10 protein-coding genes and 2 pseudogenes are annotated in these 12,844 nt (G+C 40.2%); 3 read left to right on the plus strand and 9 right to left on the minus strand.

What is annotated here, in order from left to right; genetic code table 11:
• Nucleotides 1-223 precede the first annotated feature (223 nt).
• Nucleotides 224-562 carry an ASCH domain-containing protein gene (locus BN6556_RS00865; RefSeq protein ID WP_066185951.1) on the plus strand — a complete coding sequence of 113 codons (339 nt, stop codon included), beginning with the start codon at nucleotides 224-226 and terminating at the stop codon, nucleotides 560-562.
• A 36-nt stretch (nucleotides 563-598) separates the two neighbouring features.
• On the opposite strand, the gene BN6556_RS00870 is transcribed toward BN6556_RS00865, so the two are convergent.
• Nucleotides 599-1,048: a cupin domain-containing protein gene (locus tag BN6556_RS00870; protein WP_235817425.1), complete on the minus strand. Its 450-nt coding sequence runs from the start codon at nucleotides 1,046-1,048 to the stop codon at nucleotides 599-601.
• A gap of 237 nt (nucleotides 1,049-1,285) precedes the next feature.
• Between BN6556_RS00870 and BN6556_RS00875 the strand changes: the two genes are divergently transcribed.
• Nucleotides 1,286-2,842 carry a plasmid pRiA4b ORF-3 family protein gene (locus BN6556_RS00875; protein ID WP_066185957.1) on the plus strand — a complete coding sequence of 519 codons (1,557 nt, stop codon included), beginning with the start codon at nucleotides 1,286-1,288 and terminating at the stop codon, nucleotides 2,840-2,842.
• Nucleotides 2,843-2,906: 64 nt separating this feature from the next.
• On the opposite strand, the gene BN6556_RS00880 is transcribed toward BN6556_RS00875, so the two are convergent.
• The 4 genes and pseudogenes from BN6556_RS00880 to BN6556_RS00895 all read right to left on the minus strand — a co-directional run bounded on the left by BN6556_RS00880 (nucleotide 2,907) and on the right by BN6556_RS00895 (nucleotide 7,892).
• Nucleotides 2,907-3,950 carry an NAD(P)-dependent alcohol dehydrogenase gene (locus BN6556_RS00880; RefSeq protein WP_066185960.1) on the minus strand — a complete coding sequence of 348 codons (1,044 nt, stop codon included), beginning with the start codon at nucleotides 3,948-3,950 and terminating at the stop codon, nucleotides 2,907-2,909.
• A 35-nt stretch (nucleotides 3,951-3,985) separates the two neighbouring features.
• Entirely contained in the window at nucleotides 3,986-4,648 is a 663-nt protein-coding gene (locus BN6556_RS00885) for a P-II family nitrogen regulator (RefSeq protein ID WP_066185963.1), read from the minus strand.
• Nucleotides 4,635-6,131, minus strand: coding sequence for a DUF1538 domain-containing protein (locus tag BN6556_RS00890; protein WP_066185966.1), 1,497 nt, complete (start codon nucleotides 6,129-6,131; stop codon nucleotides 4,635-4,637). Before BN6556_RS00890 ends, BN6556_RS00885 begins: the two co-directional genes overlap by 14 nt.
• A gap of 355 nt (nucleotides 6,132-6,486) precedes the next feature.
• A pseudogene (locus BN6556_RS00895) lies at nucleotides 6,487-7,892 on the minus strand (ISLre2 family transposase).
• Between the two features lie 574 nt (nucleotides 7,893-8,466).
• On the opposite strand from BN6556_RS00895, the gene BN6556_RS00900 reads away from it, so the two are divergent.
• Complete coding sequence (locus BN6556_RS00900) at nucleotides 8,467-8,934, plus strand: hypothetical protein (protein WP_066185968.1); 468 nt, start codon at nucleotides 8,467-8,469, stop codon at nucleotides 8,932-8,934.
• Between the two features lie 72 nt (nucleotides 8,935-9,006).
• On the opposite strand, the pseudogene BN6556_RS00905 reads toward BN6556_RS00900, so the two are convergent.
• The 4 genes and pseudogenes from BN6556_RS00905 to BN6556_RS00920 all read right to left on the minus strand — a co-directional run.
• A pseudogene (locus tag BN6556_RS00905) lies at nucleotides 9,007-9,693 on the minus strand (alpha/beta hydrolase); the annotation flags it as partial.
• 94 nt (nucleotides 9,694-9,787) lie between these two features.
• A complete protein-coding gene (locus BN6556_RS00910) occupies nucleotides 9,788-10,813 on the minus strand; it encodes a FecCD family ABC transporter permease (protein ID WP_066185972.1) in 1,026 nt (341 codons plus the stop codon).
• The gene (locus BN6556_RS00915; protein ID WP_066185976.1) at nucleotides 10,813-11,817 is read right to left on the minus strand and encodes a FecCD family ABC transporter permease; all 1,005 of its coding nucleotides are present in this window, start codon (nucleotides 11,815-11,817) and stop codon (nucleotides 10,813-10,815) included. The genes BN6556_RS00910 and BN6556_RS00915 overlap by 1 nt, the downstream gene beginning before the upstream one ends.
• A gap of 23 nt (nucleotides 11,818-11,840) precedes the next feature.
• Nucleotides 11,841-12,830, minus strand: coding sequence for an ABC transporter substrate-binding protein (locus tag BN6556_RS00920; protein WP_066185979.1), 990 nt, complete (start codon nucleotides 12,828-12,830; stop codon nucleotides 11,841-11,843).
• Nucleotides 12,831-12,844 lie beyond the last annotated feature (14 nt).

The raw sequence follows: 12,844 nt of genomic DNA on the forward strand, positions 1-12,844 counted from the left end.
GTTACTTATAAATATACCATTAAATCCTCACTAACGTCAATTCTACAAAATGTACGTACATGTATATTTATTAAGAAAGTACCCATTCCTTTACTATAAAATTCATGAAGTGTTCACTTTTTTGATCAATAAACATGTTTATAAAAGCTTTTCCAATTGTTTGTTACCCCTTGGTAACGTTATAATATAGTAGAAGATCTTTTTTAGGAAAGGAGAAAATATCATGACGAAACAGGCGCAATTACCACCAAAAACCTGTTCCATCGAAAGACTTGTGACCAATCCACCTGATGTGAAAAAAGTCTTAACCGGCAAAAAAACGGCGACAAGACGTAATGGGCGCTATGCCGATATAGGTGAGGTAATGACCTTAGAAAATAAAAAATTTGTTATAGATAATGTCTACCAGCAAAAATTGGGCGAACTAACCGATGCCCATGCACAACGAGAAGGATTTGCTACATTGGAAGAATATAAAGAAGCTATCCTTTCTCTACATCCTGGTATGCCCTGGCTCCCTACAATGAGAGTCTGGGTTCACGAATTCAGCCCATTATCCTAAACAGGGAACTCCGAATAAACGGAGTTTCCTCTTTTTTTATCGATGATGTTCTTCTGCTTCTGCATCTGCCTTAGTAGGTTGGACCGTGCCATAAGGATGGTGGGGTGGCGCATAAATAGAATATAGCTTTAATGGGCTTTCTCCAATATTAATGACGTTATGCCATGTACCTGCTGGCACCAATATGGCATAATCCTCGCAGACAAATTGCTGGTAATTCAGGTTGTCTTGACGGTCTCCCATCAACACTAATCCTTGCCCTTGTTCCAAACGTAAAAATTGATCCGTACTCGGATGGATTTCTAATCCAATGTCATCTCCTGGCGCAATGCACATCAAGGTTAGTTGCAAATGTTCTCCAGTCCAAAGTGCCGTTCGATAATTTTGGTTTTGCATTGTCGCCTCTGCGATATTGACAACAAAAGGTTGCTTGCCAAAGTCCGTTTTCGGTTGTCTGTTTGGCAGAAGATTAGTCTCATCATACATCGGATAATACTCAGCTGGATAATACATAACCGGCTCCTTTCCATTACATTTTCATATTATTCTATGTATTGGCCTAGTTAATCGTTACCCATATTAAAAGATATATCTTTTATTAAGCTTCTTGAATAACCTCTATAACATAGATTGGTACACACGCTTCCAAACTTATTAACTTTCCTATACTTTTTCCGCTATTAATGATATATTGCAAGTAATCTTACCGAAGGATGTGCTTTTATGACATTACAACTACGGATCGACCTAAAACATGTCGAAAATCCAAAATGGCGAACATTACTTGTATCCGAAGAAACAACATTTGAAGAATTTCATATGTATTTGCAAGTAGCATTTGACTGGTCTAACTCTCATATGCATATCTTCAACCAAAAAAATTTGACAATTAGCCCGATAATCGAAGGAATTTTCGGTGAAGAAAATGATCTAGATGAAACAGAGGTTACTTTGGGAGCTATTTTGCAAGAGCCGAATGATCGGGTAAGCTATATCTATGACCTCGGTGATCACTGGGAACATGAAATCATATTGGAAAAACAATTTACTGCCTCTGAAGACCATCCTTTACCCGTTTGTATAGCAGCAGAGGGGGATGAAGAGCTTGAGGAACCAGAGCTGGAAGAATGGGACGAACAACTTGAACTTCCACTAGACACCGAGCAGTATTCAGAGAATGAGTTACTGTTGGATGATATTAACTTTATGTTAGAACCATTTCAAGAGATGGAGGAGGAGTATGAGTTAGAGAATGAGGAGATTTATCAACAAAAACATTCGCCTACGGAACAGGAATGGAACCTTCTGTTTGACTACATAGAGGAAATAAAACAATTAAAACCTTGGGAAACCTTAACAGATACGCAAATTGTCGGTATATGGTCTACTGAATTAGGAGACTATATGTATGCGTCGATTATGGGTAATGGCGAGGTTACGTATGGCATTAGCTTTTTCCCTGGCAGCAAAGCGCTTTTACAATTTTTTCAAAGCACGGAAGAGGAAGAGCCATCAATAGACTTGAGACAGCGTGCCATTACTGTTTACCTCAATAATCGTGACGAGCTGGAGCCTGAAGAATATGATTTAATTAAAAGTCTTGGCAGAAGCTATCGGGGTAAACATGAATGGCCATCCTTTCTCAGCTTAGCACCTAATAAAATGCCATGGATGATTGATCATGAAGAAGCACTCTTATTAATTAGTGTTTTACCCGTACTTCGTATAATGATTAAGGAATTGAAAGACAAAGACGTTCCAGAATCGGGAGATCATATATTTGCTGTTAATCAAAAAGGTCAAGATATTTATCTGTCCATTGATGATCTGATCCAAGAGGTCAATGAGTCTTTCGATGTCTCTTTAAACATACCTGAATTAGAAATAAAACGCCTAAAAAAAGAAAAATCACCATTAGCGCAAAACGTGGAATTAGGGATTGTTCCATTTCCAGAACCAGTGCAGGATACGCCAAACTCACGACCATACCTCCCTCATATGTTCGTAATGGTGGAACAAGAAAGTCAGTTGGTGATGCATTTTAACATTACTGAATTGGGAGATAGCATATCCGAATTGCAAGAAAAATCCTTTCACTTCTTGCAAAGCATAGAACAGTTACCTCAGCAGGTATATATGCGAGCAGATGATTATGCCGAAATCATCCGTCCTATTTTTGAAGCGTTAGATATTAGCTTGACAGTTGTAAATGAATTAGAGGGTGTTAACGTACTATTGGAAACGATGCTGGAGGATAAAAACAGTCCATTTTATGATTAGTCCTGTTATTCGATAAGGACTGTAGTACTTTTCCTGTTCCACAGTCCTTATCATGGTTTCTCATTCATTCGGTGTAAATCATGATTTTAATACTGGTATCTTTTTCATTTCTTGCCTTTTCTACGGCTTCTCTGGTATCTGATAAATGATACTTATCGGTAATCACTTCTTCCAGTCTCAAATCATGATTAGCAATTGCCTGAATGGCCGTCGGATAGCTATTGGCATAACGAAAGACACCATAGACATCATATTCCGAATCAACTAAGTGGGTAATATCAATAGGAACTTCAGAAACAGCTGGCAAACCGACCAATACGATTCTGCCTCCCCTTTTCGTAAGCGTTAATGCGTCTTGAACGGCTCGTCCATTTCCTGAGGTCTCAATCGCTACATCAATCCCAACACCATCTGTTATCTGTTCGAGCTCCTCTGCGATGTTATCCTGTGTAGGATCAAATACCTGAACAGCACCTAGCTTTTTGGCTAATTCTCTCCGAAAAGGCACGACATCGGAACAATATATTTCAGTCACACCAAAGATTTGAGCAGCCTTAATCGTCAATAAACCAATCGGACCAAGTCCCGTAATCAACAACTTATCATTAGGTTTTACCTTGCCTCGTTCCATTGCATGAATTCCTACCGATAAAGGCTCAATCAAAGCGCCTTCTTCATAACTCATTTGATCTGGTATCTTAAAGGCGAAATCACTGCGAATCGTGACATATTCAGACCACGCCCCATCAATTGGCGGTGTAGCCATAAAGCGTACCTCTGGACAGAGGTTATACCTGCCTTGCTTGCAATATTCACACCTGCCACACGTTACACCTGGCTCAACAGCAACGCGGTCGCCAACCTGTAAATCTGAAACCTCACTGCCTATTTCGACAATATCTCCTGCCAATTCATGGCCTAAGATAATCGGCTCTTTAACTTCATACCGGCCAATCTTGCCACGCTCATAGTAATGAACATCTGAGCCGCAAACACCGATACAATGCACCTTAATAAGTACTTCATCACTTTTGGGTTCAGGAATCTTAACCTCTTGGATCTCCATATCTAATGGTTTATTTAAGACTGCAGCTTGCATTTTCCCCATTTCTCTTCACCTCTGTTCACTGAATGATGATTAGGTTACTCGTAAATCCCGTATGTCTTATTCACATCCTGTACAAAAATAATGCCATTACCTGGTTCCCCAATTTTCAAATCATCATAGATTCTTTTTATAATGAAATCGGTCGTCTCCTGCTTGGATAATATCATGACGATTTCTTTTTCCGGTTCGATATTCATGGCAAATAATTTACTTGTTTCATGAATACCAGAGCCACGTGCATTGATAATCGTGCCACCCTTTGATCCAGCTTTTTGTGCCGATTCAATCACATCCTCTGCTTTACCACGGTCCACAACAATCATGATATTCTGATACATGATTCCATCGTCACTCCTTTCTTCCTTGTCTCTTTGACAACTGCTTGTTCCGATTACATGATTCAATGACATGGTAAACACTATGCCATGATTGGGTTTATCAAAATGAAAAACCTTGTTTAAGTGTTGTAATGTCTTAGATGTCGTTTTCGGGTTAGAGATCATCATAACAACTTCCTTACGAGTATCGGTAATCGACATCATTTTCAATAACTTATTTTGAATGGTTCCTTTGCCGATACATAACGTCCCACCTGAAACTCCACACTTCTTTGCTTCTTTTAATACTTTACTTCCTAATCCGAATCGGACAATGACATGAATCAGCTCAAATTGGCTGACCACTTTATCGGGATTCATGGTTCGGTATACCCCCTTTACGTGATTTCCATTTGAATACTAAGCCCAATATCTGCAAAGTGATAAGTGGCGTTAACGCAACCATTGCAATCATACCAAAGCCATCAACGATCACATCGGCTCCTTGAATTGCGTCTGCTGCACCATGCGTAAAGGCTAGAATAAACGTTGCGGTCATCGGGCCTGACGCAACTCCACCTGAATCAAACGCTATCCCAACAAATAATTTAGGGACGACATAGGTTAAGCCAAGCGCAATCAAGTAACCAGGCAGCAAATAATGCCACAGCTGTAATTCAGGAATAAGGATTCGTAACATTGATAGTCCTATAGCGATTCCTACGCCAATCGCCAAGGTGAATAATACTTCTTTTCGTTTGACATACCCGCTGGTGACATCTTCAATTTGTGTCGTTAATACATAGACGGCGGGCTCTGCCAATATAGTAACCAAGCCTAATATAAATCCGATACTAACAATATATGCCTTATTGTCTAAGGAAGCAATACTAAATCCTAATTCTGTACCTAAATCCATAAAACCTGCATTGACACCAACTAAAAAAAGGATCAAGCCGATAAAGGTAAAGAATAATCCAGTTATAATCTTTCGAAAAGACGCCTTGGATAATTTAAATGATATTTTTTGAAAAATCAAAAAAATCAAAACAATCGGAGCTAAGGCGAGTAATACTTCTTGGGTAATATGTATGGATTCATAGAGAAACGGAGCGAGTATTCCGTCAGATACTTCTTGATTTCCTGCAAGCCCTCCTGATAATTCATCTTGATTCGTGATAATACTCATTAACATGACGGTTAATATGGCGCCAACCGATACAATCGCTAGCATTCCGAAGCTATCTTTTTCGGATGCCTTACTATCCTTTTTCATCATGGAAATACCAATAGATAAGGCTAGGATAAAAGGAACTGTTAATGCACCTGTAGTAGCACCTGAGGCATCAAAAGAGATAGCCAAGAACTGAGGAGAAGTGAAGATGGCTACGGCAAGAACGATCAAATATAAAATCGTTAGCAATTTAAACAAAGGAATATTATGAACAATACGAACAAGTCCTAGTGCTAACAATGCCGCAATACCTAATGAAACAACTACGACAAGCAGCAATTTCGGAACACTGCCATCCGTCACGGTTTCCACCTGACCGGCCAATATATGTAAATCAGGCTCCGCTATTGAAATAATAAACCCTAGAAATAACCCTGCCACAATGACGATCCATAACTTATTAGACTTAGCTACAACCTTCCCCATTTGCTTACCTATTGGTGTAATCCCAATGTCTACTCCCAACAGGAAAACCGATAGACCTACTACAATAAAAACAGCGCCAACCATAAAACGAATCATCAACATGGTATCTAGTGGCACCAAAATAAAATGCAGAATCGCAACAATAATCGTAATAGGGAGTACAGCCAATACAACTTCTAATAATTTCGATGTTAAAATATTCACATCAGCAACAATCCTCTCTTTAACATAAGATGAATGTTCATTTTCTCTCTTCATTATAACATAGCATACGCTTATCACAGAAAACGAATACATCATAAAATGATAAAAATATTGGAGTAGTGATTATCTGAGTGGTTATATTTTGCTTGTCAATTATAAGTAATTTAATGAAATAAGAAAAGCCGGGCCCTCTATTAGTATGTGTCAAGATTTTCTCGACAAGCTTTTCCCACCAATAGTTCAGACTCTATCTTTTTGTACACTTGCCTAGACTAACGCGCTATCGCTTGTTCCCCTCGGTGGTGTGTGAAGGTTCCACCGTTCAAGAACCTTCACGCACCACCGAGGCTATGATTTAAAAACTTTTAACTAGATACCCCATAGCTGATGAATGAGCCTCATACAGAGGTATTCTGCCTTGTTTGGCACCAATAGAAGCTCTAGTCGGCTGACGCAGTAAGGCAGCCACTCGGATTCCCTTTTTCACGTCTCTTTGCTTTCTTGTACTTCGTTGCTGGTTCGCTAAATAAGCTGGTCGCAAGGTTTGATTTTGTATGCCTTGTTTGATCTTGACCATGGCTTCTCCACCTGCGGCACTCCAATGCATCCCTCGTTTTTTCATACGGAAGGACACCTGTCGTTGATGAGATTCCATCGCCCCTAGTTTTCTGGCATCTTTTGGACAATCGGAGACTACCTCCCGCCAATCATAGATGCGAGACCAGTTATGAAGAATATACTGGCGGAATCGCTGCACTTTCTCGATCTGTTTTGGGTCTTCTAACGTGCTCTCATATGTGTCTACTTGTAGCTTAAAGGCATCCAAATCATGTACTTTTAATGCCTGTCGGACGGCTTTTTTATACCCCTTCTCTTCCTTGGGAAAAGCACGATTGACCCCTTGAGCCACATGATAGGCATCCAACTGATTCAGTACCTGATGTTTCGATTGGGAAAAAGCGGTTTGAAATCGTTCGGCCGTATAACCGTTGCCTCCATCACTATTTGTCACTACTTGCGTCTCTTCTAAGCTGTATCGACTGGCTGCCATTGTCTGTACCTCCTCCCAAAAGGCATCCACTGGTTGGGTGGTCATAATAACAGTTGGTTCCTGAAGGGAGATTCGTTTCCCATTCTTCTCCCAGCCTTCATACAGGATGGCATGCCGCACTTCTATATGTTGTTTCTTTTGACATCCTCGAATAAAGACGCCATCCGCCTCTGCATAGAAGTATTCCACTTTTCCCCATTGGGTAAGGAAGTAGCTTCCTCCATCTCTGCCACTCGGTCTTGATCGGCTTGGGCCTGCGCTTTCCCTACCACTTTTACCATATGTCCTACCGTTTGATGACTCAGGTGGACAGGCGTCCATGCTTCTAATGTATGAGCCACTTCCCGATATGTGCTTTCACTGGCCATCTCGGCTACTTTAACCTCCACCAAAGGACTGTAGCGCTGTCTTTTACGCAAACCAATCCATTCATCTAAAGGATACATCGCTTGACCATTTGGATTCTTCATCAACGTACGATCGAACGTGACCATCCCAAACATAAACTGGATACTTCGGCTATCGGTACGTTCTCGTTTCCACCCTTCTGCCAAGCGTTGAGATACCAGTACACGATCTAGTTCTCGAAAGACTTGCCCTACTAAGCTTGTGAAACAACCATACATCAAACGATGGGCTTCTTCCTCCATTTCAATCACATTCGTTGTATCCTTTATTAATTCATATAGTTTTGATATAATAAGTTCCATGAGAAGGCCTCTTTCGTAAATGTATTATGCCCTGCAAAGCATACATTTTATGATAGAGTACCTTCTCTTTTTTGGCTATGGGGATTTTTTATCACTTTCGAGTATTATTTTACACATACCCTCTATTACTATATGAGCTGAACGTATAAAGGTAACAAAAACATGTTATAAGCAAGTCTTTGCCCTCATTATTTCTCTGATAAGCTAGTTTGATCCATTCGTGTGAATGACCATTCACACGCCTTTCAGCTCTGCTGAAAGGTAGCAGTATGATGAAATAACCAGGGAATAAATGCATTTATTCCCTGGTTATTTCATCATACTGCATAAATGGATCAAGAGCACCTATCCGATTAATGAGCCATGATTTCATTCCACTTATATCATCAAAAGAAAATGCTGACTGCCGATAAGGTGAGATTTTGTTAAGTAGACCACTTTACTCTCGAGAAAAACAATTATTTCTTTGGAAAAGGGAAATTATACACCTTCCTTATTATTAGCGTTACAAATTGCAGAGGTTTTAGAAACTGATATTCATACGATTTTTCAATTAGGAAAGGAGTAAGTTACGATGAAGAAAATAATATTCGAGCAAACGGGAAATATCCTACTTGTCCTACTTTTAATGTTGGCAATGATTCAAACCGTGCACTCGGTTACGATAACAGAAGCTCCATTCTCTAGTTCTTTCAATCTTGGATTTTTTTGGTTTATACTTTTTATCTGGGTATTGATTTTCGGTCTAGCTAGGTTTCTATATGGAAGGAACACGAAGAATGGAGGCTACAGTACTAAGAAGGGCGAACTCAGTGCAATAGATGAGCGCGAAGAAATCATCTCAAAAAGAGCCAGCCTGGTTACTTATCGAATATTAATAATTACTATGATTGTTATTCTTTTTCTCTGCTTTGGACTCAGCTTATTCTTCTCCGATATTAAAACCGTTCAAACAGTAATGATTGTTGGTGTGGGGAGCGGTCTTATTGTTAGCTTTCTTGCCTATCTAATCACCTGGATCACGCTTGATACAAAAGGATAACGTGGTGAAAAAGCGAAGCAGGATATGGTCGACCCTAACTGCTTCGCCTTCGCTTTCTGAACTAGCTGGGATTCAGAAAGTGCCTTCGTATGATGCTTCATGTAAAAAACGCATCCCTCTACTAAATACGGTTGGAACAATCGACATGTGGTTCTCGCCTTCTAGTGAGGAAAAGTCAATTGGTACCTTCGGATAAGCAGTAGACAGCCTTTCATATAATGATAAAGCTCGGTCATACATCCCTTGTTTCGCAACCTGCTCTGCCGCAATAAACAGTCCTTTCACCGCGGATAAATCATGCTTATTTTCCCAGCTTAAAATAGCTTGTTGATTCCACCAGATCGAGGGACTGCAAACAAAGTAATGACTGAAAAGCACAGGCTCTTGAAAAAGGGCATATAACGCAAATAAACCGCCAAGTGAGTGGCCAAAAAGCGTCTGTTTTTGTTGATCAATGGTGTAATGTTGTTGCACATACGGCAAGACTTGACCTTGCAAGAGCTGCAAAAAATCAGCTGCTCCTCCGTGCTCAGGCCACGGAGTTCCATCTGGTCTGTCGGGTAATTCGGCTTGTCCAGCTGGCGGAGTAAAATCATAGACTCGAAATGGGGAGAAAGGCTTCTCTTCTTGATAACCAATACCCACCAGTAACATGGGTTCGACTCCTGTCCTCTCTGCCCTTCTACTTTGCAAACGAATCATCTCATGAAACATGGTGAAGTACGCATTACTATCCAGAATATATAAAACTGGATACCCTTTTTCTGGGGAGACTGATCTGGCACTGCTATTTTCAGTTGATAATCGTGGTGCTTTCCGTTCAACAGATAAGTTGTCATCTTGCTCCTCCTTACTATGCCCCTTTAGCCTTTACTAATAAATAAACAAAATAAGGGACACCAATAATCGCTATTACAATTCCTGCTGGTAATTCTGCCGGTGCAAAGATCGTCTTACCAATAAAGTCTCCTAACAAAACCATTAACATACCGATCATCCCGCTGATTGGCAAGCTGTATGGATGATGAATACCGACCAGTCTTCGGGAAATATGCGGAGCAATTAAGCCCACAAATCCAATGCTTCCCGAAACAGCGACAGAAGCACTAACAAGCGCTACCGAGCTAAGCAACATGATTCGACGTTCTCGCTCGATAGACACGCCTATCCCTGTTGTCGTAACCTCATCCAGCTGCAGCACGTTCAAAACAGGGGACTGCCAAAGCAAAATAGGAGTAAAACAAAGTATCCACGGCAATGTGGCAATGATTTGCGACCAGGAAGCACTATAAATACTGCCTGACAACCAGACAGTGGCCATCTCAAAATCCTGCGGGTCCATTTTTAATGAAACATAAAGAGTTAAGGCACTGAAGCCTGAATTCAAGGCAATTCCGACTAAAATCAGTTTTCTTGGTTCCAGTTTACCTTGCTCACGAGAAAACAAGAGTAAAAAAGCAGTAGCAGCCATACCACCTATCCAACCGAAAAACGTCATATTGAATATTGAAAGCCAACCGGCACTTTTTACCGCTGCTTGTACAACAAACATATACATAACAATCGAAAGACCAGCAGCGGCATGAATACCTAGTATACCTGGATCAGCCAACTGATTTCTTGTTATACCTTGCAATACAGCACCTGCAATACCTAAAGCAAAACCCACCAAAGCGCCAATCAAAATACGTGGTAAACGAAATTCAAAAATCACTAATGTATGATCACTGCCTTGGTCTAATCCAAGCAATGTTTTGATTGCATCCAAAGCTGTCATATCAAACGTTCCATTGGTTATACTGACATACATAATAAAAAGAGCAAACCCTATACTCAGTAGCAAAATCAATAGAAATTTATATCGATTGCGTTGTTTCATCAAAAACTCCTTCCTCCCTTCGTTTTAATTAGATAAAGGAAGTAAGGCACACCAAATAAGGCAGTAACTACGCCCACTGGTGTTTCAAATGGGTGATTAATAAATCTGCTGATAATATCTGACCATGCCAAGAATAACCCTCCAAAGACAGCTGAAAAGGGAATAATTTTTCGATAATCCTCGCCGATTAAAAAGCGAGTAATATGAGGGATAACTAAGCCGATAAAGGCAATTTTTCCTGCCATAGCAACAGAAATCCCTGTCAAAATCACGACACTGAGTATTGTCAATGTTTTTATTGTCATAAGCTTGATCCCTAACCCTTGTGCTACTTCATCTCCTAGTGAAATAGCCGTGATAGCTCGTGAAACGTAAATAGCTAGAAACAAACCTAAGATAGCAAAGGGAATGGCCCATTTAATCAGAACAGGGTCCATCTGATGCAAGCGTGCATTATACCAAAAGCTAATATTCTGTGAAACCTGAAAGTAGGTAGACAACGCCTGAGATATACCATTAAGAAAGGTACCTAAAATCGTTCCTAATATAGCTAGTGTAAGTGGTGTCATGCCATCTGGCAGTATACGTGCAATAGAAAACACTAAAAAAGCGCCTAAAGCGGAGCCAATCAAAGAATAGATAATCAGCGTCATCGGTGCTGCATCAGGTAGAAAGATCATACATAGAGTAATGACGAAGACCGAACCATCCGCTACCCCCATTATCGAGGGAGAAGCGAGATAGTTTCTTGTCATTCCTTGCATTAACGCTCCAGACACCGCCATAAATGCACCAATCAGCAATGCTCCAATCACTCGTGGTAATCGTGAAGTATGAATAATTAAATGATCCATATTTTCTGAATCAAAGTGCAATAGCCCATTCCATACGGTAGTGAGGCTAATTGATTTAGATCCAAAAGCAATTGAAGTAAAAAGCGTGGCGATTAAAAATAACAATAACACTGTAATCCATAACAATCGATTCTTTCTGAAAGCATACATGGGTACTTCTTTCCCCCGTCCTATTACTCCGCTAATTTTTCTTGTAGTTGTTCTAAAAATAGAATTCTACTATATACAGGACCACCTTCTAATAGTGGATCAACTACATTGACGAATACCTGATCATCGTTAAATGCGGTAATATTTTGTATAATCGGATTCTCTTGTAATTCCTCAAAGGCCTTGTTACCCTCTCCACTGCCATTCTCTTGAATCTGCATAAAGACATAATCCGGATTCATTTCCGCAAGCTGTTCCACCGAAATGGCTTCCTGCGTCTCTGCTTTTTCTACTGCTCCTGGCACCTCTAAACCTAATTCGTCATATAACACTGCATTAAAATAGATATCTGGTGGATAAATAAACATCTGACCTCCTCTAATTCTAATTGCGACAACCTTCTGACCAGAAAGTTTTTCTGTTAAGGAATCGTTAGCTGTTTCTATGTCTGTTTTATAATCTGCTAATATTTGATCCGCTTGCTCCTCTTTACCAGATAATGCTCCCATTAGATGTAGATTAGCTTCCCAATCTGATGAGATATGAGAGACAAGAATAGTTGTGGCAATTTGTTCTAGCTTTCCCACCACTTCTTCTGGGAATTTGCTTGAACCTAAAATCACGTCAGGCTGCAATTCTAGTATTTTCTCAAAGTTGGGTTCTTGTTTTTCCCCAATTGATTCGGCATTACCCATTACATCAGCATATATGTCGGGAAATTCTCCAGCAATGGTTACCGCACCAACCGGTTCAACGTCCATCACTACTGCATCTTCCATTGCTTCCATAGCGCCTGTAATCACGATTCTTTCTACATCACTTGGAACGGTATAGGTTTCTCCTAAATATTCGATTGTTCTTGTTTCCGCTTCTTCATTTGCTTCTTTACTTGTTTCTTCCGTCTCCTCACTTGCCGTATTCTCTTGTCCTGAGGCATCATTGTCTTGTCCACATGCAGCTAGTACCACTAAGCCTATAATAGTAATAAGGAATACTATCCATTTTTTATTCATTTGTCTGAATCTCC

The organism is Gracilibacillus timonensis, from assembly GCF_900086715.1.
Lineage (GTDB): Bacteria > Bacillota > Bacilli > Bacillales > Amphibacillaceae > Gracilibacillus > Gracilibacillus timonensis.